Origin of the sequence: Natronocella acetinitrilica, from assembly GCF_024170285.1 — a bacterium.
Classification (GTDB): Bacteria; Pseudomonadota; Gammaproteobacteria; order Nitrococcales; family Aquisalimonadaceae; genus Natronocella; species Natronocella acetinitrilica.
The window spans coordinates 17799-41091 of the sequence record NZ_JALJXV010000009.1 but is presented as its reverse complement, the minus strand read 5'-3'; the positions used below and the strand labels follow the sequence as shown (position 1 = coordinate 41091).

The window sequence follows — 23293 nt, the reverse complement described above, 5'->3', positions numbered from 1 at the left end:
TGGTGAATCAATGACGGCGTAGCTCCATACGCCGAAGGAATTCTTCCATCACGATGCGATAAAGATCGTCGCCCAGATAGCCGTCTTCCACGCCTGCGTCGAGGTTCGGGTTGTCATTGACCTCGATCACCACAGCTCGGTCGCCGGATTGCTTGATATCCACCCCATAGAGCCCGTCACCGATCAATGAGGCTGCCCGAGTGGCCAGTCGGATCACGCTACGCGGCACCTCGGTTGTCGGGAAGGCACGGGCATCGCCCTCTTTCACACGTCCACCGGCCTGATGCTCGAAGATCTGCCAGTGCCCCTTGGACATGAAGTACTGACAGGCGTAGATGGCCTTGTTGTTCAACACACCGATACGCCAGTCGTAGTCGGTGTACAGATACTCCTGGGCCAGGATGAGATCTGAGCGCCGGAAGAGCTCCTCGGCGGCGCCGCGCAACTTGCCCGCCTCCTCGACCTTGATGACGCCACGGGAAAAGGAGCCGTCGGGGATCTTGAGCACCAGCGGCAGGCCGAGTTCCTCACCCAGTGTGTCGAGCATCCGCCGCTGATCCACATGCAGGATGCGCGTTTGCGGTGTCGCAAGATCGTTGGTTCTCAGAAGATCCGCCAGATACACCTTGTTCGTGCAACGGAGGATGGAGCTGGGGTCATCCATGACCACCAGACCTTCCGACTCGGCTTTCTTGGCAAAACGGTAGGTGTGGTTCGATATGGCCGTTGTCTCACGAATGAATAGCGCGTCGTACTCGGCAAGTTCGGCGTACTGGGCACGGCCGATCAGCTCCACATCGATACCCAGATCACGTCCAGCCTTCTCGAATGATTTCAGCGCCTTGCGATTGGATGGCGGCAGCTTTTCCTCCGGGTCGACCAGCACGGCGAGATCGTAGCGATAGCGTTTCCGCGCCCTGGCCTTGCGCCAGACCTGGCTGCTGAAGGCATCCAGCGCATTGGCAAAGGCGTCCTCCTGATTGTCCTCAAGCCGATGCAGAGACCCCGCCTTGATGCCGCTGATCCGCCATTTGCCCTGATGTCGCAGTTCCACACGCAACAGCGGCGCGGTGAACGTCTCGAAGATCTGTCGGGCGAAGTCGGCCAGGGCGGCGTGACTGGTGCGGCCAAAATAGATATCCAGGGTCAGCGACGCCTCGCTCTTGGCCCCGGCACGGCCGAGTTCGCGCTGCAACAAGGCGTCCAGGTCTTCGGTTTCAAGGCTGTAGATGGCCCGCTTGCTGAGATCATTGATGGTGCGAACCGTGGGAATGACCTTGTGGCCACGGGCCTCGGCCAGCAGGGAGCAATAGTAACCGACACTCAGGTAGCGATAGCTGCGGCAGAGATTGATCACCCGCGTGCCCGCCGGCCCATCACGGTGCTCGCCGAACAGGTAATCCTTGGCGGACACGAGGCGCTCGCTCGGATAATAGGGTTTCCAGTCCTTTTCGTTCTCAACGACGATCAGCAGTTGCGCCATCTCGGGCCTTTGACTCCAACGGGTAGACGATCACCACGGCACGCTCCGCGGAGCGACCGTAGCGGGACATGCGTTCGAATTCCTCGCGACCGATTGGCAGGTTGATGCTATCTGTCTCACTGCGGCCCAGGTCGTCTTCCACGAAGGGATCCATGATGTAAACGTACCGTTCATCGACGCCCGAAACCACCACCCAGTGGGGCACCTTCTCGCGGTACAAACGATAGGAACTGATCAGCACCAGCGGAATACCGCCCAGACCGATCTCCCGCTCCAGTTCAGCAACCGTGGCCGCCCGCGGCACGATCGGCACGCCGCCATCGCCAAGTTCCCGGATGAAGTCCTCCTGGACCAGCCGCATCACGTCCCGCTTTTCCTCACTGCGTACCGAATCGAGAAACATGGGCCCGGCTTGTGGCGTGTAAACACGAACGGGGAAGCCGCGGTGGCGGGCCGCCAACGCAAGACCATGGGGGCCACAGCCGCCATGACCGGAGGTCATGAAAATGGTGGTGGACTCACGCCAGAGCCGTAGTTCGAGCATGCGGTCGAGTTCCATGGCGGCGTCATGCGCATGCATCGCCATCATCAGGGTCGCGGGGCCACAGGTGAAATCCAGGGTCTGCCGATAGTAAGGCACGCGAACCAGGTCGGGGGCGGTGGCGGGGAGGAGGAAGCGATGGTAGCGAACGGCGTCCATGGCATCCTCGTAATACGCCGAATAGGCGCCGAAATAACGGTAGCCATGCCCCTCGAACAATGCGATGGAAGCCGGGTTATCGCGGCGGATTTCAAGACGCATCTCGGCGCAACCTTCTTCGATGGCGGCCTCCTCTGCGGCCTGCACCAGCGCCTGACCGATGCCCCGCCCCCTGGCGTCGGGATCGACGGCGATGGAATACAGTCTCGCCAGGGAAACACCGCGGCGGAACAGCACGACCACATAGCCGAGTAGCCGCGCACCGTCCATCGCCACCAGGGTGACACCATGGGCACGCGTCAGCAGGTGCCGGAAGCTCCGACGGCTGAGTCGGTCGGTGACAAACGTTCGGGATTCGAGTTCGAGCAGACCCGACAGGTCATCAAGGGCAGCGGGGCGAATCATGCATGGGTCTCCAGCGTCTCGGCCCGCAGTCTACAAGGTATCGGCGCCCTGGGGCAGTCGCTGGTTATCACTGGCAAACGGAGACCTGCGGAATGACGGTGTCACTCCGCAGGCGGGCGGGCCAGACGCAATACTCAGCCCGTTCTTCGCATTCGCGGCCCTCCGTGCCGGGCCCGCGCCTCGTTGATACGCAGCGTTCTGCCGCCGTAATCCTGGCCGTTCAGCGCGGCAACTGCGGCATCTGCCTCAGCCGGCTCCATTTCGACGAAACCGAAGCCGCGGGGGCGCCCCGTGTCCCGATCGGTAATCAGCTTGACGGCCTTGACCTCGCCGTATTCTCCGAAGAGCGCGCGTAGATCGTCGTCCGTGGACGTATAAGGCAGGTTGCCAACGTAAATCGTCTTGACCACAGCTGCATACTCCATTGATCGGTGGACACGCGACGGTCCACAACCGCATCGTGACCACCATTCCCATCGATGGAGGCTTACTCATTGAGGGATCAGGCAAGATGCCAAGAGCCGCTACAGGAGGCCTCCCGGGCCAGGTCACCGAAACATCCTGTTCCCGTCTGAAAGGCATGGACCACGATCACCCCGCCGTCAAGTTGTCGCTGCCGCGATTATTGAGATAGACGCGGCCAGCAGGCAGACTGCGCATGGTCCGACACAATCCTGGAGAGCAAATCTTGAACCCCAACATGGCAACCTGGGAAGTCGTCCTGGCCGGCGCCGTTGCCGCCCTGCTCGTTATGTTCTTTCTGCCGCGGCTGCGCGAATCCATGAAACGCTCCAGCGAGCAGAAGGAGAAGGACTGGCGCGGTGCACTGATACCCCTGCTGCTGGTCGTCATCTTTGTGATCCTGCTGGTCAGCCTGGTTTAAGGCTCAACGCCGAGCTGCGCTTCGATGAGGGTGCGTGCAGCCTCCCCCGCACGACGGATCAGGGACCGGTCACCTGTCACTTGCACCATCACCGTCGCCCCCTCGATCAAAAGCACCAGTTGCTCGCCCAGGGACTCCGGCCGGGGTGCCCCTGCCTGTCGGGCCAGTTCCGTGATGGAGGCAATGCGGGCGCGCTTGTGATCGGCAGCGGCGCAATGAACCGGGTGGTCAGCCTCCGGGTACTGCACCGCCAGGTTGATGGAGGGACAACCACAGAAGTCCTCGCGTCGCCCCCACTCTTCCATGAATTCGAAGATTCGCAGGAGGCGCTCCCGGGCCGTCAGCCCTTCCCGCTCCACCGCGGCTTCGAACTCCTCGCGCAGCCGCTGATTGATGCGGTCTGCTGCAGCGAGGACGAGATTCTCTTTCGACTTGAAGTGCTTGTAGAGCGTCATCTTGGCGACGCCAGCCTCTGCCAGCACCCGGTCAATGCCGGTGGTATGGCAGCCATTGCGGTAGAACAGTTCGGTCGCCGTTTCGAGCAGTTGATCACGGCGGCTCATGGTCTGATTGTCCATCCACTCTCCTCCACGGACGATCCGACGTCTGCCAGGCCCGGCACGCGGTCGACCTGATCTTGTTCTTGAAGCTGCTCCCTCCAGTCATTGGCAGGTTGCTGGGCGATCCCTGCTAAACTTCTTCATGACGCGGGCGCAATCGCTCGCCGCGCAGGCCCTGTTAACTATGGCACAGGGTGAGCACCACAGCGGAAGCCTGACAGCATGTACCCCTTACCTCGCCTGACGCCGGCCCCCCTGGATCCGCAATCGCGGGATGTGATTCAGGCGGCCGGAATGCTGGAGATCTCGGAATACGATTTCATGGCCATCGCCTACCGCGAGTGGTTCGGCAGCAGTGCAACGCGTCAGGCGCTTGAGGGTTACTTCCGGCCGTACATGTTCGGCGATCCACCGCCGTTCTGGGCACACCGGCTGGCCCTGGAGGTGCTGGACCTCCATGAACGCGGCCAGCTCAAGAACAGCCGCTTTGCCGTGGACCCGCCACCCCGCGCCACGATGCGGGACGTATCAATGGGCATCACCCAACTGATCATCATGCTGTGTGTACTATGGATCATCTTCGACGCGGTCCTGTCTACTACGGGACACATGTAACTCATCCAAGGAGGCCCGATGGGCAGTCTGCATCGTCACCTGAAGCACACCGCAATGGCCACCGGCCTTCTGGCTGTCAGCCTGGCCGGCCCGGCCCAGGCGCAATCCCAGGGGAATCTTTACCTGGGCGTTGACCTGCACGGCTGGAGTTTTTCACCGGATCGGGGAAGCAACTGGCGGGATTTCGGCGTTCGGGGCAAGTTCGGCGGCCGCATTGCAGAGAATTTCGCGATAGAGGCGCATGCGGCGACGGGGGGTTCGGACCGCTCCAACGGCGCGACGCTGGAACTCGACTATCTGATGGGCCTCTTCGTACGCGGTGACATCCCCATCACTCGCTATACGTCACTCTACGGCCTGGTCGGATTCAGCGAACTGAAGTACACGCTGGCGAACGATTCCGACCGTGACTCCAGCGTGTCATTCGGCTTTGGCGGTGATTTCCAGGTCAGCAACAACACATCCCTGAATATCGACTGGATTCGTTATATCAACGAAACCGACTATGACTACTCCGCCCTCAGCCTGGGTGCCCGCTGGCGCTTCTGAGTACGATCGACCCAGGCGCCGGGGCTGATCACACTTGACTCTGATCGACCTCGGCCCCTTCCTTCTCCGGGGGCTGCAAGTCGTACTTGCTGACACCCAGGGCTAGTGCCGAGCCACTGGCAACGAATATGGAAGAGTAGGTTCCCACCAGCACGCCGATCATCAGGGTGAAGGCAAAGCCGGCGATCATCTCGCCGCCGAATAGATAGAGCACAACCACCACCAGCAAGGTGGTGAATGAAGTGATGATCGTGCGGGACAAGGTCTGGTTGATGGAGGTATTCATCACCTCCTCGGTGGTGCCCTTGCGCATCTTGATGAAGTTCTCCCGGATGCGATCGAACACGACGATGGTATCGTTCAGCGAATAGCCCACCACCGCAAGCAATGCGGCCAAGACACTCAGATCAAAACTGATCTGGAACAGTGCAACCACACCCATGACCAGTGTGATGTCATGGATCAGCGCCGCCACCGAACCTGCGGCAAACCGCTGTTCAAACCGGATCCAGACGTAAATGAGTATGCCGCCCAACGCGTAGAGCATCGCCAGAATGCCGTCCTGGGCCAGTTCTTCCCCGATTTGGGGCCCGATGAATTCCACGCGGCGCAACTCCGCGGAGGACTCCTCGGCCTGCAAGGCCCGCAAGACCTGGTTACTCAGTTCTGCGGCGTCCTCGGCGGTGGGCAAACGCACCATGACTTCGCGGGCCGAACCAAAGTGCTGGACCACGGCACCCTCGAACCCGGCCGACTCCAGGGCAACCCGAACCTCGCTGAGATTGGCCGGCTCCGGATAACCCACCTCGACGACAGTGCCGCCGGTGAACTCGATCCCCAGATTCAGGCCACGGATCAGCAGTGCCGCCACAGCCACCGAGAGCAGCACGATGGACACCGCCAACGCGAGCTTGCGCTTGCCCATGAAATCGAAGTTTGGGTCCTTCTTGAACAACCACATGAGTCTGTGTCCCGGTCAGATGGGCAAGTGCTTGAGGCGGCTCTTGCGCTCATAGAGCAGATAGACCACCGCACGCGTGCCGACTATCGCGGTGAACATCGAACTGGCAATACCAATGGACAGCGTCACCGCGAAACCACGAATGGGGCCGGTGCCGAAGATGAACAATACCAGTGCCGCCAGCAAGGTGGTGATGTTGGCGTCGGCGATGGTCGACAGGGCCTTGGCATAGCCGGCGTGTATTGCCTCACGCGGCTTCATTCCTGCAAACAGTTCTTCACGAATGCGCTGGAATATCAGCACGTTGGCGTCAACCGCCATACCCACTGTCAAAACAATACCGGCGATGCCGGGCAGCGTCAGTGTCGCCTGTAGCAGCGACAGTACCGCCACGATAAAGACCAGGTTCAGGAACAGAGCCATGTTCGCGATGAGCCCGAACACCTTGTAGTAGAACGCCATGAAGGCAACCACCAGCAGGAAGCCCAGGGTGACGGCCATCAAGCCCTGATCGATATTCTCCTGCCCAAGGCTTGGGCCGACGGTGCGCTCTTCGATGATATCCATCGGCGCACGCAGGGAGCCGGCACTCAGCAGCAGCGAGAGATCCCGGGCCTCGGAGGTACTGGACAACCCGGTAATACGGAACTGCGTATGCAGCGGTTCGAGGATGTTGGCGACGTTGATCACCTCCTCGGTACGCACCCGCACGTTCTCGATCTCACCATTGACTTCCTGCGGCTCGTTACGCGTCTCGATGAAGACCGTGGCCATGGGGCGGCCAACGTTCTGCCGGGTGGCCTCGTTGAAGCGGTTACCCGCATCACTGCGCAGCGTGATGTTCACCTGCGGGCGATTGGTTTCCGAATCCAGGCCGCTCTGGGCGCGGCGGATGGTATCCCCGGTGAGCATGACGTCACGCTCGAGGATGATCGGCTGACCATCACGCGTTTCGTAGCGCAGGGCGTCGGACGGGACGCTCCCCCCGGACCCCTGCCAGGTGTCGTTATCCTCGTGCACCATGCGGAACTCGAGGGTGGCAGTAGCGCCGATGATGGCCTTGGCACGGGCCGTATCCTGAACACCCGGCAACTGCACGACGATTCGATCGGAACCCTGCCGCTGGATCACCGGTTCGGCGACACCCAACTGGTTTACCCGGTTACGCAGGGTCGCCATGTTCTGCTGCAGCGCAGTGCTGCGAATATCGCTGACTGCGTCATCCGAGACCTCGGCAATCAACCAGAAGTCACCATCGCGCTCTTCCTGGGAAAAACTCGGCCGCATGGCCGGCTCGATGGTACGCACATTCTCCCGGAAGATGCCCAGCGCCTGCTCGCGCTCCGGCGCGTTGCGGAAGCGAATCACGACCTGACGGTCATCGGCATCCTGTTCGATACTGCTGAAGCGAATGCGCTCCTGACGGAGCTGATTGCGGAAGTCAGTGGCGAGGCCATCCATATGCTGGGTGACCGCTTCATCCATGTCGACCTGCATCAGGAAGTGCACGCCACCGCGCAAATCGAGTCCCAGATACATGGGCTGTGCATGCAGCGCCGTCAACCAGGCCGGAGTCGCCGGTGCAAGATTGAGCGCCACCGTATAGCCAGTGCCGAATTCACCCCGCAGGGTGTCTGCGGCAGAGAGCTGGTCGTCATCGCTCTCCAGACGAAACAGCACGCTGTCGCCCTCGATCTGCGAGGTGACGACCGCGACCCCCGATTCCTCAAGCAGCGCCAACGCCCGTTGCTGAACGTTATCCGGCGTATCCTCCGCGCGCTCGATGGTGACCTGGACGGCGGGATCCTCGCCGAACAGGTTGGGCAGTGCGTACAACGTGCCCAACACGATGGCCACGATCAGCACCGCGAACTTCCAGAGGGGGTACCGGTTCATCTCGCCTCAGCCTCGCAATGCCCTGATCAGGCTTTTTTCGCTTCTTCCGCCGGCACGTCCTTACCCTTCATGGTGCCTTTGGGCATGACCTTGGCCGTGAATTCCTTGTGGACCCGAACCTGCACGCCATCGGCGAGTTCGAGGGTGAGGAAGGTATCGCCGACATCCTTGATGCGCCCGAGCAGGCCACCCTGAGTGATGATCTCGTCGCCCTTGTCCAGGCTGGCCACCATGTTGCGGTGTTCCTTGGCGCGCTTGGTTTGCGGCCGGATCAACAAAAAGTAGAAGATCACGATGAGAAGGATCGGGAACAGCAGGCCAATCATGCTGCCGCCGCCGTCGCCGGACTGGGCCATTGCCGGAGAAATAAAGAAATCCATGAACTTGCCTCGTCTCTAGTTGTAGCAGGATACCCGTCCGACTCGACACCATCGGGCGTACGGGCTCCATTCGACGGTCACAGACAATGCCTGCGGCTGCGTCGGTCGTCAAATCAGCGGCGCATTATGCCACGGCCCACGGTCGGATTGGACGCTCAATCGACGCCGAGTGCCAATCGCGCATAGAAATCCTCGGCGTAGCCACGCAGCCGGCCACCGGCAATGGCCTCTCTGAGCTCACGCATCAGGCGCTGATAGAAAAACAGATTATGTATGGTTGCCAACCGTGCACCCAGAATCTCGTTGCACTTGTCCAGATGCTTGAGATAGGCCCGCGAGTAGTGCCTGCAGGTGTAACAGGCGCAATCTTCCTCGATGGGCCGGGTGTCATTCCGGAATCGACTGTTTCGCAGCCGTAACGTTCCCTGCCGTGTGAATAGAAAGCTGTTGCGTGCATTGCGCGTCGGCATGACACAGTCAAACATGTCGACACCTCGCAATACTCCCTCCACCAGGTCCTGCGGGCGCCCCACCCCCATCAGGTAACGTGGGCGCTCGGCCGGCAGGCGGCCGGACAGGTGCTCCAGCATGGCGTTTCGCTCATGCTCCGGCTCGCCAACGGCAAGCCCGCCAATAGCGTATCCGTCAAAGCCGATGTCCGTGAGCCCATTCAGCGACGCGGTGCGCAGCTGCGGGTAAACACCACCCTGGACGATGCCGAACAATGCAGACGGATTGTCACCGTGAGCACGCCGACTGCGCTCGGCCCAGCGCAGGGAAAGCTCCATGGACTGGCGCGCCTCGGCCTCGGTGGCCGGATAGGGCGTGCACTCATCGAAGATCATGACAATGTCGGAGCCCAGGGCCCGCTGCACTGCCATGGACTCCTCCGGCCCCATGAAGACGCGGGATCCGTCCACTGGAGAGCGAAAGGTCACGCCCGCCTCTTCGATCTTGCGCAGCTTTCCCAGACTGAAGACCTGAAATCCGCCGGAATCCGTAAGGATCGGGCGCTCCCAGTGCATGAAGCCATGCAGGTCACCGTGACTGGCGATGACTTCAGTCCCCGGCCGGAGCCAGAGATGAAAGGTATTGCCGAGAATGATCTCCGCGCCCAGGGATTCGAGCTCTTCCGGCGTCATGGCCTTGACGGTGCCGTAGGTACCCACAGGCATGAAGGCCGGTGTTTCAATGGTCCCCCGGGCGAAACGCAGTTGTCCGCGCCGGGCGGAACCGTCGGTGGCGGAAACCTGAAACGTCATGAATGGACTGGATACCGTCATCGACCGGCACTCGGGTGTGGGGGGTGGAGGAACATGGCATCGCCATAACTGAAAAACCGATACCGTTCGGCCACCGCGTGCCGATAGGCAGCCAGGATGTTGTCACGACCGGAGAAAGCCGAGACCAGCATCAGCAGTGTGGACTCCGGCAGGTGGAAATTGGTCAACAGCCCGTCAATCACCCGGAAGCGGTAACCGGGGTAGATGAAGATATCGGTTTCGCCGCTGTAGGCCTCGAGCGTACCGGTGGCTGCGGCAGATTCCAGTGCCCGCACCACGGTCGTCCCCACCGCGATGACACGCCCACCACCGGCCCGGGTTTCGGCAATCTGCTCGCAGGTCGCGGCGCTGACGGTCAGTGTCTCGCTATGCATGCGGTGGGTGGTGACGTCATCGACGCGCACCGGCGCAAAGGTGCCCGCTCCCACGTGCAGGGTAATCCTGGCAAGCGACACCCCCACCCGTTCCACCGCCGCCAGCAAGGCCTCATCAAAATGGAGGCCAGCCGTCGGCGCTGCGACTGCTCCGGGCTCACGGGCGTAAACAGTCTGGTAGCGCTCCCGATCAATGGCTTCGTCGGCACGCCGGATATATGGCGGCAGCGGCATATGACCGCTCGCCTCCATCAGCGCAGGAAAGCCGGGCCCTTCGGACATTTCCAGCAGAAACAGATCATCGTCACGGCCGGTCACCAGTACGCGGGCGCCGCCATCCAGCAACAACTCGGCACCGGGCCTGGGCGATTTGCTGGCACGCACGCGGGCACTGGCATGTCGGCTATCCATGACCCGCTCGATCATGACCTCGATCAGACCGCCGCTGGCCTTCCGACCGAAAAGGCGGGCCGGCACGACACGGGTGTCATTGAGCACCAGCAGGTCTCCGGCACGCAGCAGTTGCGGCAGATCGGAAAAGCGACGATCCAGCAATGCGCCGCTCTCCCCGTCCAGGCAGAGCAGGCGGCTTGCGCTGCGCTCCGCGGCAGGATAGCGGGCGATAAGATCGTCCGGCAGTTCGTAGTGGAAGTCGGTCAGGCGCATGGCGCGGTATGGTAGCAGAGGCCCCGACGACGCCGTAGTCGCCAATTTCTGGCGGACCATGGCATTGATCCGCGGATCGCGAGTATACTCTCGCCTCCGACTGCCGGGATGGCGGAACTGGTAGACGCGCCGGACTCAAAATCCGGTTCTGGCGACAGAGTGTGGGTTCGAGTCCCACTCCCGGCACCAAATGGCCTGCAACAACCCCTCCTGCCCATGAACAGCAATAATCCGGATACGCCGAGCAGTCATCGGCGCACCGTGTGGTTGCTTGCCTGGCCCCTGATTCTCTCCAACCTGACCGTTCCCCTGCTCGGCCTTGTGGACACCGCCGTGATGGGCCACCTGCCGGATAGCCGCTATCTGGGTGGAGTCACGCTGGGCGCAATGCTGTTCAGCTTTCTGTACTGGGGTTTCGGTTTTCTGCGCATGGGCACAACCGGCCTCGCCGCGCAGCGCACCGGTGCCGAAGACACTTCAGGGCAGCGGCTTGTTCTGGCACAGGCGCTGCTGGTCGCATTCGCCCTCGGCATCCTGCTCATTGCCCTGCAGATTCCGCTGGTCACGCTCGGCCTGTGGTTGCTGGACGGCAGCCCCGAAGTCACCGATCTCGCCCGGGAATACGCAACCATACGCATGTGGAGTGCGCCAGCCGTGCTGGCCAACTATGTGCTGATCGGCTGGTTCCTGGGCCTCGGTAACAGCCGCTTCACGCTCTGGCTCATGCTGGTCAACAATCTGGTAAACATCGTTCTCGATCTGGTGTTCGTGCTTGGCCTGGGCATGACTGTCGACGGTGTGGCGCTGGCGAGCGTCATCGCCGATTACTCCGCCCTGGCCCTGGGGCTGTGGCTTTGCCTGCGCACCCTGCGGCGTCTTGGCGGTCGACTGCCCGTACCCGAGTTATCCCGCCTCGCCGCCTATCGGGAACTCTTCTCCGTCAATAGTGCGCTGTTCATCCGCACCCTGCTGTTGCTCTTCGCCATGGCCTTCTTCACCAGCCAGGGTGCGAGACAGGGCGATGTGATCCTTGCGGCGAACGCGGTGCTGATGCAATTCATCATGCTCACCTCGTTCGGGCTGGATGGATTCGCCCACGCAGCGGAATCTCTGGTGGGGCGCGCCGTCGGACGCCGTGACATCAGGCTGTTCCGAGCCCACGTCAGAGCCGCTGCGGAGTGGTCCCTGGGGGTTGCCGGTGCCTTTGCCCTGGTTTTCGCCCTGGGCGGCAATTTACTCGTTGCCATGCTCACCGACATCGGCGAAGTGCGCGACATGGCCGCGATCTTTCTGCCCTGGATGGTGGTGATGCCGTTACTGGCGGTCTGGAGCTACCTGCTGGACGGTATCTTCATCGGCGCGACGCGCACGAAGGAGATGCGGGACACCATGCTGCTCGCGGTGATCGGCGCTTATCTACCACTGTGGTTTGTGACACAGGAAATGGGCAACCACGGTCTGTGGCTTGCCTTCACGGGGTTCATTGTCGTGCGTTCGACGCTGCTGGGTGGAGTCTTCTGGCTGGAATGGCGACGCGGGCGCTGGATTCCCCAGACGCCCGCGAGAAGCACTGACGCTAATCCATAATGTGCCGCCAGGAGTCGCGGAGTTCCTCGGTGCTCCACTCTCCTTCCGGCACCGGTGGAATCGACATGACGTTGTGGGTCTGGTTGGCAACCAGCGTCTGACGGACGAGACTACCGAGCAGGGCCTGATAGCGCTCGGCATGCATGCCCCGATCCTGCCGGTAGACGCCACTGATCGTGCCGTCGCGTTCCACATCGAGACGCACCTCGAAGTTCACGGCCGACCCATCCCGCGCGCCTCCGCGCACCACTTCAATGGTGTCTGCCTGGAAACCGACGTGGTAGAAGGCCCGGCCTTCCCGGTCACGCAGTAACACATTGTAGAAAACCTGGCCGCCGTCACCATCGCCGGTATTCACCTCGATACGGCGCAGCCGGTCCGGCAGGGGCATCATGTCCTGTACCACCTGACTCAGGCCTGCATCCATGGTTGCGCTCGGTTGCGGCTCTGCCAGCGAAGCGCGAATGCGCGCCTCCATGGTGATAATGATCAGAATAACCACCAGTGCAACAAAGCCGGCAAGGCCCAACCACAACTGCCGGCGCATCGGCGCTTCATACTCCCGCGCTTCTTCAGGGGTCAACGGCTCACCGGTTTTACTCATCAATCTGCCTCATGCTCGTGATGTGAATGGATGCGGGAATGATACGCACCTTGAAGGAGACACTGAAATAGTCGCACGTTCGCCCTCGAGTCAAATCGCGGCCTCGAGCGCTGCGAGGATTGGAGGCTAGCGATATCGCGCCGCCAGCTGTGCCGGATCAGCCCCCAGAAAGTAGGCCAGCCGGAGACGCCACATGAGCAGTATCGTGCGCCAGACGCCTCGCTGCTCCCAGCGCCGACCGGAGGTTTCCAGCCGCTCGCGGCGGCAATGCGGAGCCGCTCGGCGACGGAGAATCTTGCTTAATGCAATGTCCTCCATCAGGGGCTGAGCCGGAAAACCACCGACTGCCTCGAACAGGCGACGGTGGACGAACATGCCCTGATCGCCAGTTGCGATGCCGCTCAGTCTGGATCGTTGGTTCATGAAAAAGGCGACAATGGGCAACCAACCCGACCGACCGCTGATAGAGACATCGAAACGCCCCCAGAACTCAGCCTGCGCTTGCAGCGACTGCATCACATCCAGAGCCTGCCCGGTTGGCAGGGTATCGGCGTGGACAAACCAGAGCATGTCTCCGCCGGCAACGGCCGCGCCGGCATTCATTTGCATGGCACGACCTGGTGCGGTCTCCAGCACCTTGTCCGCCAGGCCGTGGGCCAGCTGCGGCGTTCCGTCACTGCTGCCACCGTCGACCACAATGATCTCGTTAGCGGCACCCCGAAGGCTGGCCAGACGGTTCAGCAGATCCGGCAAAGCAGTGGCTTCGTTGAGGGTGGGAATGATCACCGACACCTGCATGGCAGGGGCTTTGTCCTCTGAAAGGTTGGTGCTACACTCTCGCCGAAATCGGGGCCGTAGCTCAGTTGGGAGAGCGCGTCGTTCGCAATGACGAGGTCGGGGGTTCGATTCCCCCCGGCTCCACCACTTTACTCGAAAACGGAGGCGCAACGCCTCCGTTTTTGATTTCGAAACCTGCCATACGTTTCTCCGAAGCCCAGCCCTTCGTTATACTGCCGCCGCGCGCCCTGGTAGCTCAGTCGGATAGAGCAACCGCCTCCTAAGCGGTAGGTCGCAGGTTCGAATCCTGCCCAGGGCACCAGTCCTCATTGTGTCCGTACCGGGCACATGGTCCCAGGCATGTTCATCCATGACCCGGGACATCCATCACAGCTCCAGTGGGCGTTTCAACCCATTATTGGGCCAATGCGACGTCAACCTGCGACATCCAATACAACAGAAAACCACGTTTTATCCGATACATGGCGGCGTTCGGGTGCTAACATCCGCATATGGGTGCCCATTTGTGGGGAACCTTCTCGTGACTTGTTGCGTTGACGCAGTGATACACAAGCAATCTGCCGGACTGCGAACGCGGCTAGCGCAGATACATGGGGATGGGGAGCACACCAGCATGGGCAACGGCGCGTGAGCGAACTGGTCCGGGGCAGCGCCGTGGCGGGCATTTTGCCGGAACTCGGCCATTCCAGGCTCGCAGAGCTGGATACCCTGGGGCCTTTGCTGGACGCCCTGCTTCTGTTGTTCGACGCAGACAACGGCTTCCTGGCTCTGGCGGAACCCGATCAGGTTAGATGGCTTAGGCTCGCGCGAAGTGGCGACTGCCCCGACACTGATCGGGACGAGCTTATCCGCCTCCTTGTGCAGACCGCGTCAACGCCTCTGCGTACCTGGGAGGCCGACACTCCCGAACCCATTCGACAGCTTGCAGCGAACGCCTTCATGGTGCGACGCGAGGCGAGCCAGGTTGCTGGCACCTTCCTGCTTGTACTCAATGACTGCGATCAGGTCGCGACCCGGGAGGCCGCCCGGCTCGGTGGGCTTGACCAACTCTGGAATGCCCTGGAGCAGATCATCCTCCGGGAGCGCCTGGGAATCTGGCTAGAGGGGGCGCTGCCCTGGAGCCAGGGCCGGTCAGCGATCCTGGAGGCCGTCACCACAGCCACCGGCCTGTCGGTACTGGCCATTGATGCCAATGGCGACGTGCTCGCCATGAACAATGCGCTTGCGAAGACCATCGGCGACAATGTTGTCAACCTGCTGGGCCGCCCCCTGTTCACGCTGTTGCCCGACGAAGGCAACCATGGCCAGGAACAACGGATTCGACGACAACTCACCAGCGACGACCCCTGGCTGCACTTTCTGGAATTGCAGGCCCGGGACGGTAATCTGCTGGAATACAGCTGCACGACGAGACTGTTCCGCGACCGGGGGCAACCACAGCTTCTGATTATTGCCTGCTGTCGCGCGGAGGATACCTGCGTCACCCCGCCAGTGACCGGCAAACTCCATGAGCTCCTTACCAGCGGCCGCGACGCTGTGCTGATCACGGACGGCGAGGATCTACACTTCCCCGGACCGCGGATTCTCTACGCCAACCCGGCATTCAGCCGCATGACGGGTTTCCCGCCGGAGAGCGTGTTAGGCCGCAGTCCACACATGGTCCAGGGTGAAAATACCGATCGGGAGAACATGGCTCGTTTCATCCAGCGCCTGCGAAAACACCGCCAGGCGAGAACCGAGGCGATCAACTACACCCGGGAAGGGGCCGAATACCGCGTTGAGATCGAGGCGCGGGAGAGTGTCGACCCGCTATCCAATCGCCGTCAGTATGTGGCCACCCAGCGGGATGTCACCGTCCGCCGCCTTACCGAGCGGAGTCACACGGAACTGGAGTTGGCGCTGCAGCATGTGGGCGATGGCGTGATTCTGTGCGATCATCTGGACAGAATCTCCTGGTTCAATGGCAGCGGGCAGACCTTTCTGCTAAGTCGCGCCGACGGCATGGGCCGTTTGCTCTCCGAGCAACTGGCCGAACCGGGTGACGGGCTCCCATTGCAGGCGGCACTGCAACGGGCCCGCACCGAGCAGACGGCCCAGGAGCTTGAACTGGTTGGCATGCGGGAAGGCCGGCTGCTCTGGGCGAGGCTGACACCGCTACCGCCACGCCGATGCGAGCCTCACGCCGTGGCGGTAACAATCCGCGACATTACCGACTTCAGCACCGCTCGCCATCAGCTCGAGCTTCAGGCCATGGCCATGGAAACCACCCCCAGCGCCATGGCCCTCACCGACAATCAGGGCTACATCATCTGGTTGAATCAGACTATGGAGCGGCTCTTCGGCAGCCATATCCAGCATACCGGTGACTACCTGCCGGGCCTGATGCCGCACAGCGCGACCGCCGCCAGGCATACACTGCAGTCAGCAATCGCAGAACGCTCGGATTGGCACGGAGAAGTCAGCTGGTACCTGCCGGACAACGGTGGCACGGCGCTATACGAGCATGCGCTGACACCGCTGCGACCCGCCAGAAGCCGCGCAGAGACTGTCTATCTCTTCACCGGGCAGAACATCACGGCAAGGCGGGATTACACCCGTCTTCTCGAATTGCGCAATCGGCGGCTTATCTCTCTGGTGGCACTGCAAGACCTGGCACGCACGGATGCCCGATCCAGTGAGCTGGCGCTGGAGGCCACCGAGCGAATTCGCGCCAACATGATGGGACATCGCGCCAGCCTGGTCTTGTTGCAGCCAGATGGGCGACTGGAGACCATGGCCAGCGCCGCCCTGGGCGAGCTGAGCGGCTCTGAGTTGCCGGCACCGGAGGAGCAACTCGTGGAGCTGATCCGTCAACCGCAGGATCGCAAGGCCTTCGCGGTCTGCCTTGTGGGCGGCGACCCGGAGGGCGGAGACCTGCCCAGTTGTCTGGTTGTCGCCCCGATCGGTATCCGCGGCCGTGCCTATGGCGCGTTGCTGCTGTCCACGGAACCGGAACGCCAGTTCGTGGACGCCGACCTGATGTATCACAGAGCCGTGGCAGACATCGTCGACAGCGCGCTGCACGCAGAGACTCAACGGGGACGAACCGAACATCTCATCCACAACGACCCGCTGACCAATCTGCCCAACCGTCGAAGTTTTCTCGACCAGCTCCAATTCATGGTGGAGGTCGCTGCGGAGCAACAGGCGGAGCTGGCCCTGCTGGTACTCGATCTGAATCGCTTCCGGCAGATTAACGACAGTTTTGGCCATGAGGTGGGTGACGAACTGCTTCGCATGGTGGGCACCCGTTTGCGGCAAAGCATTCCCGACAGTGCAGTGGTCGCCAGGGTCGGCGCTGATGAGTTCGGCGTCCTTTTGCCGTTCAGCCGGGCCGATGCGGCGGATACCCTGGCTGCACGCATTCATGAGTACATCAATGCGCCCATCACTATCGGGCTTGATACCCTGCACTTGCGTGTTTCCATTGGCATAGCAACATTTCCATCTGATGGCCGTCAGGCTGACGATCTATTGCTTTCAGCCAACTCGGCGCGGCTGGAGGCGAAACGCCTGAGGCAGCCCACGATTGCCAGCCGACGACGCGGACCCGGTTTTACCCGGGAAGATGTGCGTATCGAGCATCGTCTGCATGCCGCGCTGGATACCGGCAGCCTGTATTTGCACTATCAACCGATCCGCCGACTGGACACCGATGAGGTCACCGACCTCGAAGTGCTGGTTCGCTGGGATGACCCGGTCCTCGGCCAGGTGCCACCGGCGCGTTTCATCCCAGTGGCTGAAAACACCGGGGTGATTCAGGCACTGGATCGTCATGTCCTCGATCAGGCCTTGCAGGAAACAGCAGCCAGCGGCGTCAATGTGTCGGTCAATGTGTCTGCGCAGACGCTCCTAGATGAGGATTACTGCGGATTTGTCCGCCGCGTCCTGCAAAAGCATCGTCGGCCGGCGCGGGCGCTGACCCTTGAGATTACCGAACGAGTCTTTGCCGATACGGCACGGATTCGACCGGTTTTGCAGAAACTCGTGGAGCTCGGGGTGCATATTGCCATTGACGATTTCGGCACCGGCTACTCCTCATTGCATCTCCTGCCCGAACTGCCTGTGAGCCGGCTGAAGATCGATCGCAGCTTCCTGGGGCGACGCAACGAGAAACCCGGTTATGCAGCAGTCATCCTGGCGTCTGTCCGCCTGGCCCGGGGGATTGGCATCCATTCGCTGATCGAAGGCGTGGAGACGCAGCTGGATCTGGATTGGGTGAGGGCCACCGGGCTCGACTATGCCCAGGGATACTTCCTTGGCCGGCCCGCACCCCTGGACGATCTCTACGGGGTCAAGGCAAAACCCCGCTGACACCACGTCGCACAACTATTTTTTCTTTTTCACAAACCGCATCAGCCGCTGCCGTCTCGCCAACTGCCGCGGGCTCAGCGTATTCTTCTTGCCCGCATAGGGGTTCTCTGTGGTACGGAACTCCAGCCGGACGGGGGTTCCCTCGAGTTGCAGTACCCGGCGAAAGGTATTGACCAGGTAACGCCGGTAAGTCCGTGGCACCTGCTCTGCCTGATTGCCGTGAATGATGATCAGCGGCGGGTTGCGGCCGCCCTGGTGGGCGTAGCGCAACTTGATGCGCCTGCCACGAACCAGCGGTGGTGGATGACTGGCCACCGCATCCTCCAGAATCTGGGTGAGCCGTGTGGTGGACATGTCCCGCAAGGCCGACGCATGTGCCTGCTGAATTGAATCGTAGAGCAAGCCGACTCCACTTCCGTGCAGCGCGGAAATGTAGTGGATGTTGGCGAAATCAACGAAGCCGAGTTTCACTGACAGCAGGCGCCGCACCTCGTCCCTGTCGCTCTGGCCAAGGCCATCCCACTTGTTCACTGCGATTACCAGACCCCGCCCCGCCTCCAGCACATGGCCGACCAGATGGGCGTCCTGCTCGGCGACGCCCTCATGTGCGTCGAGTACCAGAACCACCACCTGCGCAGCGTCAATAGCCTGCATGGTCTTGATGATGCTGAACTTCTCGACGGCTTCACTGATTCGGGAGCGGCGACGGACACCGGCGGTGTCAATCAGGGTGTAGCGCCGGCCGTCCTTTTCAAACGGAATGAATACGCTGTCCCGCGTCGTGCCGGGCAGATCAAAGACCACCACCCGCTCCTCGCCGAGCAGACGATTGACCAGGGTCGACTTGCCCACGTTGGGCCGCCCCACCACTGCGACACGCACGGAATCCGGATCCGACTGCAGGCGGGCCAGTGCCGATTCGTTGTCAGCGGCAGTCTCCGGCAGCCCAGCAAAGACCTGTTCAAGCAGACCGGGAACGCCGCGCCCGTGCGCGGCCGAGATACCGTAAGGTTCGCCCAGGCCCAGGGAATGAAAATCCGTGGTGGCCAGGCGGGAATCCACGCCATCGACCTTGTTCACCGCCAGCACCACCGGCTTGCCAAGCCGCCGCAACTGCGTGGCGATATCCTCGTCTGCCGCCGTCAGCCCGGCACGGGCATCCACCAGCAGGACCACCAGATCGGCTTCGCCTACGGCAATCATGGCCTGCTGCTGCATGCCCAGCTCAATGCCATTGGGGTCGTCACCCAGGCCACCAGTGTCCACGACGATGTAGTTCCGCTCGCCAATCCGACCACGACCATATTGCCGATCCCGTGTCAGCCCGGGGTAATCGGCCACCAGCGCATCCCGAGTCCGGGTGAGGTAGTTGAACAGCGTGGACTTGCCGACATTGGGTCGGCCCACCAGGGCGATGACAGGATGCATGAAACCCACTCGGGAAGACTGCGATTAAGGCGTGGAGGATAACAGATCCCCGTCCACCGAGGCAGCCAGCGAGCACAAGCCAGAGATTGCCACTAAACCAATGGCCTATGCCTTGGAAAGGCCCTATGCCGGATGCTGGATTGCCGCACGGCAACATGCTTGCAAAGCTTTGTCATGCATTCCGTCCAATGGTGGGCGGATCGTCATGACAACGTTATCTTCGGAGGCTAGCAAGGTGAGCAGCGGAGCAGTCAATCAGTACCAGGGTGACGAAGCCGCGCGGCGCAACGAGGCTGTTCGGGCAGCCGAGGCCGAGTCGGCGGGTCGCCCCGAGCAGGTCGCATCAAATCGCGAGTTCGCGGAGCATATGCAGCAGAATCTGCGGGAGGCTGACGCAAACAACCCGGTGGAGTTCAATCTCTTCGACCAGCGCTATAACCGCACCATCCCCGACGATAACGCCTGGAACCGCTTCTGGAATCGCGTCAACGTGCTGCCCGATCTGCTCGGGACGGGCGACCCCTCCGGCGATCCGGAAGGGCTGATCACCGCGCCCATGTACCAACATCCCGCTTACTACCTGGAGAAGGCGGGGCTGCCCATGGATCAGCAGGGCAATGTGTCCATACCCAATACCGAGGAAGGCGGGACGCTCCTCGCAATGATGAACTGGGCCGAGGTGGGGGTGTCCGGCTCTTTCAACGGGCAGTTGGATTTCGAGGCCATGAAGCAGGACCTGCCGCTATCACCGGATTTCGTGCGCGGCTACGAAGACACCCAGCGCCAGATTCTCACAGGCCAGGGCATTGCCGCCTTGCAGACCCTGATTACCGGCATGGCGGCAGCCTCCAGCGCGGGCTCTGCGCCCTCCCAGTCCCAGCTTCCGCCAGGGCAGGCACCAGGCCCTCGCCGCATTGATCCCGCCGGCTCTATTCAGATGGGTCGTGACGCTTCCGGCACCTATCGGCCATTCGCATTCCCGGACACCGGCGCAGGCGGTGCGGTCACTCCCAGCCCGAGCGGCCAACTGGCACGCCCACCAGCCAACAACCCAAGCTCACTGGTGCAGCAGACACCCACCGTTTCGCCGAATCTGACAGTGCCGAACGCCGCCACGCCAGCTCCACCCAACCTGGCCAGTCCGGGACAACCGCCGGCATCAGGCAACCAGGCTCTGACGCCGCCGCAGGGTGAGCCCGGCACGCCCCCGCCCGCCCCGACGGGAGACCACTCCGCGGGTATGGCGCAGCGCATGGCGGCTGAACAGGCTGCCCTGGAGGCGCAGCGAACCCGGGACCTGGATCAGCGCTCCGCAGCCAACCCCATTGCCACGGTCTCGGATGAAGTATCGTCATCCGTGGGTCGATTCAGCTGGGATGACGTGGGGAGGGCCGCCACGGAACACAATGCGAATGCGCCTTCATCCGACGTGATGGTTCGCGTCCCGGTGGATCGGAACTATGGTGGCGATGCACAGCGACGGGAAGTCGGCATGCTGCGTGGTGACCCAATGGCCATCGAAAACCAGGTCAACGCCATGCAGCAGCAGGGCCAGGTTCCTGCAGATTTCGATCTGCCGGGGGCCGCGCGCCAGACCGGCCTGGACTGGGGCGAATCCATGCAGGCCTCCCGTGACGCCCGCGCTTATCATGTAGCCGCCGAGAATCCCATCAATCTCTTTGGTAATGAAACCTACGCGTACCCGGATGCGCAAAGCGCTATCTCTGCCACCATGGAGTTCAACGCCAGCACGGAGCCGGGTGGAGACGTAGCGATTTATGCCCCCATCAATGTCGATGTCTCCTCCGGGAACGTCTCCGGGCAGGGCCTGTCGCACCAGGTCTACGTGGGCGATCCGGGTAACGCCCGGGGTTTTTACGACGCCATGCGGGATCAGGGCCGGATTCCCGATGATGTCTCGTTCGATGACGTGCTGCAGATGTCCGGCATCCACGGTTCCTTCGACAGCCGGGTCGGAGCTGCCGCACAAATGGATCAGACCCCGGTGCCAGCCGTCGAAGACGACTACTCCGTTGACCGTGAGGAGGTCGACACACTGATTCGCTCGGCCAGCGAACTCCCACCTCTGACCACCCAGGAGGATCTCCAGGAGAAGGCGCGGCTACTCGACCAGATGACGCCGGCCGAACGCCGTCGCACGGGCAACGTGATGGTGGAGTTGCTGGCGAACACGAACTACGGTGAGTTGCCATCGCGGATTGACGATATTCACTCTCATGAGGGCCCACGACTGTCGATGCGCGAGGTCCGTAGCGGCGGCTTCGGTTCCTACGACGCCAATTACATTGGCAACCGACCCGAGGGCATCAGCGACGAGGAGTGGCTGGATCGCGTGGTCAACCGTTTCATCGATCAATCAAGCACCGGCGATACCGTGTTCTTCCCGGTGGCCCCTCGGTTCGCCCAGCCGCTTGAGGGTACCGCCGGCGAGCGCTTCGGTGGCGATGCCATTCCCGATTACTACCTGGCCCGCGATGCCCGCAACAAGAATCTTCTGGGCACAGTCGAGTTTCGCGACGGACGCGCAATCAACACCCAGTCATTACCGGATCGCGCCGGTAACCCGCGCATTGTGCCGTTCAACCTGTCCATCGAGGAGTTTGAATCGCTGATCGGGCGACAAGTGCCCAGTGACGTGACAGCCATGGAATTCGTCACGGCCTCCGGTAACCACGGCCTGCATTATGACGGGGCGGAAATCGACGAGAGCATCGCCCGGGCCCACGCCAAGATGATCCGTCACGAGCGGGATGTTTACGACACCGATGTGATCGCCTCCCACTACGTGATGGGCCTCACCGCCGGCAACCCGCGGGCAGACGACAGCGCCCACAATGTCTTTAACGCCTTGAACGCCGCGAACCGGGCGGAACAGTCCGAAGGTATCTCCCCCGGATCGCTGCGCATGATGTGGGGCGAGACCAATCTGTCCAAGGAGATGGTTCACACGCTTGGCGGCCAGACCCCTCTGATCTACAACACGCCCGAGGAACTGGCCAATCTCAACCAATGGGCCGGCGCCATGAGCCAGACCGGCATGCCGGTGATCATTCACATGGACAGCGGCACGCCGGCGGAAGCTGATCTCAACCTTTGGGGAGGCAGCCTCGCAGCCTTCCGAACGCCGTCCAATGTGGCGAACGTGGATAAATTCATCACGTTTGCCAATGAGAATCCGGATACGGATATCATCTGGGCCCATGCCGGGCTCGGCTATACGGTGCAGATGCCCCTGAACTATACCGATACCCTGCAGCGGGTTCTGGATGAAGCACCCAATGTGAAAATCGACATTTCCTGGGACGCGATCCATCCGTATATCAAGGATGATGCGGCGGCCTGGGCAAAACTCATCGGGGATAATCCCGACCGCTTCATCTGGGGCAGCGACACCATCGCAACCTCGCAGAACGATGCTGCCCCCCTGCACGACGGGACACCGAACAGCCGTTATGAGGTCGCCCGCTCACTGCAGAGGACCGGGCTGATCGAAGAGCTGGACCGGTTGGACCCCAATCTGAAGGAGGCAGTGTTCTCCAGCAACTACCAGGATACGGTGCCACCCGGTGTGCAGCGAGCCAATGAATTCCGCCTAAACGCCGACAACCGGGAATGGCTGGAGCGGGGTGGCCCGTCCACCGGCGAACCACCGCCCATGATCTGGACCCGTGACTCCCAGGGCAACTACCGCGACGAGCTGGTGCCCAACCCGGCGGCACAGCAGTAGTAACGAGGGCCCCCTGCGGC

At 61.8% G+C, this 23293-nt stretch carries 18 protein-coding genes and 3 tRNA genes; 9 read left to right on the top strand and 12 right to left on the bottom strand.

All coding sequences use genetic code 11. The features are described 5' to 3' along the window. Nucleotides 1-7 precede the first annotated feature (7 nt). From J2T57_RS17300 to rbp, 3 genes are all read right to left on the bottom strand, one after another. Nucleotides 8-1483 (bottom strand): RimK family ATP-grasp domain-containing protein, encoded by a 1476-nt coding sequence (locus J2T57_RS17300; RefSeq protein ID WP_253482185.1) that lies wholly within the window; start codon nucleotides 1481-1483, stop codon nucleotides 8-10. Then, nucleotides 1458-2588: a peptidase C39 family protein gene (locus tag J2T57_RS17295; RefSeq protein ID WP_253482182.1), complete on the bottom strand. Its 1131-nt coding sequence runs from the start codon at nucleotides 2586-2588 to the stop codon at nucleotides 1458-1460. Before J2T57_RS17295 ends, J2T57_RS17300 begins: the two co-directional genes overlap by 26 nt. Nucleotides 2589-2722: 134 nt before the next feature. Beyond that, entirely contained in the window at nucleotides 2723-2998 is a 276-nt protein-coding gene (gene rbp / locus J2T57_RS17290) for an RNA-binding regulator (RefSeq protein WP_253482179.1), read from the bottom strand. Between the two features lie 290 nt (nucleotides 2999-3288). On the opposite strand from rbp, the gene J2T57_RS17285 reads away from it, so the two are divergent. After that, nucleotides 3289-3471 carry a hypothetical protein gene (locus tag J2T57_RS17285; RefSeq protein ID WP_253482176.1) on the top strand — a complete coding sequence of 61 codons (183 nt, stop codon included), beginning with the start codon at nucleotides 3289-3291 and terminating at the stop codon, nucleotides 3469-3471. On the opposite strand, the gene J2T57_RS17280 is transcribed toward J2T57_RS17285, so the two are convergent. Then, nucleotides 3468-4049: a TetR/AcrR family transcriptional regulator gene (locus J2T57_RS17280; protein WP_253482173.1), complete on the bottom strand. Its 582-nt coding sequence runs from the start codon at nucleotides 4047-4049 to the stop codon at nucleotides 3468-3470. The genes J2T57_RS17285 and J2T57_RS17280 overlap by 4 nt on opposite strands. Nucleotides 4050-4253: 204 nt before the next feature. Here J2T57_RS17280 and J2T57_RS17275 point away from each other — a divergent pair, with 204 nt between their 5' ends. Together J2T57_RS17275 and J2T57_RS17270 are read left to right on the top strand one after the other, a co-directional pair. Then, nucleotides 4254-4646, top strand: coding sequence for a hypothetical protein (locus tag J2T57_RS17275; RefSeq protein ID WP_253482170.1), 393 nt, complete (start codon nucleotides 4254-4256; stop codon nucleotides 4644-4646). 18 nt (nucleotides 4647-4664) lie between these two features. Further along, nucleotides 4665-5195, top strand: a complete 531-nt coding sequence (locus J2T57_RS17270) for a porin family protein (protein ID WP_253482167.1) — start codon at nucleotides 4665-4667, stop codon at nucleotides 5193-5195. Nucleotides 5196-5223: 28 nt separating this feature from the next. Here J2T57_RS17270 and secF read toward each other — a convergent pair whose 3' ends face one another. From secF to queA, 5 genes are all read right to left on the bottom strand, one after another. Further along, entirely contained in the window at nucleotides 5224-6156 is a 933-nt protein-coding gene (secF, locus tag J2T57_RS17265) for a protein translocase subunit SecF (RefSeq protein WP_253482164.1), read from the bottom strand. Nucleotides 6157-6171: 15 nt separating this feature from the next. Continuing rightward, nucleotides 6172-8052: a protein translocase subunit SecD gene (gene secD / locus J2T57_RS17260; RefSeq protein ID WP_253482161.1), complete on the bottom strand. Its 1881-nt coding sequence runs from the start codon at nucleotides 8050-8052 to the stop codon at nucleotides 6172-6174. A gap of 26 nt (nucleotides 8053-8078) precedes the next feature. Next, on the bottom strand, nucleotides 8079-8432 hold the full coding sequence (gene yajC / locus J2T57_RS17255; RefSeq protein ID WP_253482158.1) for a preprotein translocase subunit YajC: 354 nt from the start codon (nucleotides 8430-8432) through the stop codon (nucleotides 8079-8081). Between the two features lie 155 nt (nucleotides 8433-8587). Beyond that, nucleotides 8588-9694, bottom strand: coding sequence for a tRNA guanosine(34) transglycosylase Tgt (gene tgt, locus J2T57_RS17250; protein WP_253482142.1), 1107 nt, complete (start codon nucleotides 9692-9694; stop codon nucleotides 8588-8590). Nucleotides 9695-9711: 17 nt separating this feature from the next. Next, nucleotides 9712-10755 carry a tRNA preQ1(34) S-adenosylmethionine ribosyltransferase-isomerase QueA gene (gene queA, locus J2T57_RS17245; RefSeq protein ID WP_253482125.1) on the bottom strand — a complete coding sequence of 348 codons (1044 nt, stop codon included), beginning with the start codon at nucleotides 10753-10755 and terminating at the stop codon, nucleotides 9712-9714. 102 nt (nucleotides 10756-10857) lie between these two features. Between queA and J2T57_RS17240 the strand changes: the two genes are divergently transcribed. Both J2T57_RS17240 and J2T57_RS17235 read left to right on the top strand, forming a co-directional pair. Beyond that, a tRNA-Leu gene (locus tag J2T57_RS17240) sits at nucleotides 10858-10944 on the top strand. Between the two features lie 27 nt (nucleotides 10945-10971). Next, nucleotides 10972-12342, top strand: a complete 1371-nt coding sequence (locus J2T57_RS17235; RefSeq protein ID WP_253482123.1) for an MATE family efflux transporter — start codon at nucleotides 10972-10974, stop codon at nucleotides 12340-12342. Here J2T57_RS17235 and J2T57_RS17230 read toward each other — a convergent pair. Continuing rightward, the gene (locus J2T57_RS17230) at nucleotides 12332-12946 is read right to left on the bottom strand and encodes a hypothetical protein (RefSeq protein ID WP_253482121.1); all 615 of its coding nucleotides are present in this window, start codon (nucleotides 12944-12946) and stop codon (nucleotides 12332-12334) included. The two genes, J2T57_RS17235 and J2T57_RS17230, sit on opposite strands and share 11 nt — an antisense overlap. Nucleotides 12947-13072: 126 nt before the next feature. Beyond that, complete coding sequence (locus J2T57_RS17225) at nucleotides 13073-13744, bottom strand: TIGR04283 family arsenosugar biosynthesis glycosyltransferase (protein WP_253482119.1); 672 nt, start codon at nucleotides 13742-13744, stop codon at nucleotides 13073-13075. 50 nt (nucleotides 13745-13794) lie between these two features. Here J2T57_RS17225 and J2T57_RS17220 point away from each other — a divergent pair. The 3 genes from J2T57_RS17220 (at nucleotide 13795) to J2T57_RS17210 (ending at nucleotide 18097) form a co-directional block, all read left to right on the top strand. Next, nucleotides 13795-13870, top strand: a tRNA-Ala gene (locus tag J2T57_RS17220). Between the two features lie 98 nt (nucleotides 13871-13968). Continuing rightward, a tRNA-Arg gene (locus J2T57_RS17215) sits at nucleotides 13969-14045 on the top strand. Between the two features lie 326 nt (nucleotides 14046-14371). After that, nucleotides 14372-18097, top strand: a complete 3726-nt coding sequence (locus J2T57_RS17210) for an EAL domain-containing protein (RefSeq protein WP_253482103.1) — start codon at nucleotides 14372-14374, stop codon at nucleotides 18095-18097. 15 nt (nucleotides 18098-18112) lie between these two features. On the opposite strand, the gene der is transcribed toward J2T57_RS17210, so the two are convergent. Next, nucleotides 18113-19525, bottom strand: a complete 1413-nt coding sequence (gene der, locus J2T57_RS17205; protein WP_253482100.1) for a ribosome biogenesis GTPase Der — start codon at nucleotides 19523-19525, stop codon at nucleotides 18113-18115. 235 nt (nucleotides 19526-19760) lie between these two features. Between der and J2T57_RS17200 the strand changes: the two genes are divergently transcribed. Continuing rightward, the gene (locus tag J2T57_RS17200; RefSeq protein ID WP_253482077.1) at nucleotides 19761-23273 is read left to right on the top strand and encodes an amidohydrolase family protein; all 3513 of its coding nucleotides are present in this window, start codon (nucleotides 19761-19763) and stop codon (nucleotides 23271-23273) included. The last annotated feature ends 20 nt before the right edge of the window (nucleotides 23274-23293 follow it).

Excerpts from the sequence above, each read along its gene's own strand:
- J2T57_RS17300 (WP_253482185.1), bottom strand. The coding sequence starts at position 1,483 with ATGGCGCAACTGCTGATCGTCGTTGAGAACGAAAAGGACTGGAAACCC.
- J2T57_RS17295 (WP_253482182.1), bottom strand. The coding sequence starts at position 2,588 with ATGATTCGCCCCGCTGCCCTTGATGACCTGTCGGGTCTGCTCGAACTC.
- J2T57_RS17285 (WP_253482176.1), top strand. The coding sequence starts at position 3,289 with ATGGCAACCTGGGAAGTCGTCCTGGCCGGCGCCGTTGCCGCCCTGCTC.
- J2T57_RS17280 (WP_253482173.1), bottom strand. The coding sequence starts at position 4,049 with ATGGACAATCAGACCATGAGCCGCCGTGATCAACTGCTCGAAACGGCG.
- J2T57_RS17275 (WP_253482170.1), top strand. The coding sequence starts at position 4,254 with ATGTACCCCTTACCTCGCCTGACGCCGGCCCCCCTGGATCCGCAATCG.
- J2T57_RS17270 (WP_253482167.1), top strand. The coding sequence starts at position 4,665 with ATGGGCAGTCTGCATCGTCACCTGAAGCACACCGCAATGGCCACCGGC.
- secF (WP_253482164.1), bottom strand. The coding sequence starts at position 6,156 with ATGTGGTTGTTCAAGAAGGACCCAAACTTCGATTTCATGGGCAAGCGC.
- secD (WP_253482161.1), bottom strand. The coding sequence starts at position 8,052 with ATGAACCGGTACCCCCTCTGGAAGTTCGCGGTGCTGATCGTGGCCATC.
- yajC (WP_253482158.1), bottom strand. The coding sequence starts at position 8,432 with ATGGATTTCTTTATTTCTCCGGCAATGGCCCAGTCCGGCGACGGCGGC.
- tgt (WP_253482142.1), bottom strand. The coding sequence starts at position 9,694 with ATGACGTTTCAGGTTTCCGCCACCGACGGTTCCGCCCGGCGCGGACAA.
- queA (WP_253482125.1), bottom strand. The coding sequence starts at position 10,755 with ATGCGCCTGACCGACTTCCACTACGAACTGCCGGACGATCTTATCGCC.
- J2T57_RS17235 (WP_253482123.1), top strand. The coding sequence starts at position 10,972 with ATGAACAGCAATAATCCGGATACGCCGAGCAGTCATCGGCGCACCGTG.
- J2T57_RS17230 (WP_253482121.1), bottom strand. The coding sequence starts at position 12,946 with ATGAGTAAAACCGGTGAGCCGTTGACCCCTGAAGAAGCGCGGGAGTAT.
- J2T57_RS17225 (WP_253482119.1), bottom strand. The coding sequence starts at position 13,744 with ATGCAGGTGTCGGTGATCATTCCCACCCTCAACGAAGCCACTGCTTTG.
- der (WP_253482100.1), bottom strand. The coding sequence starts at position 19,525 with ATGCATCCTGTCATCGCCCTGGTGGGCCGACCCAATGTCGGCAAGTCC.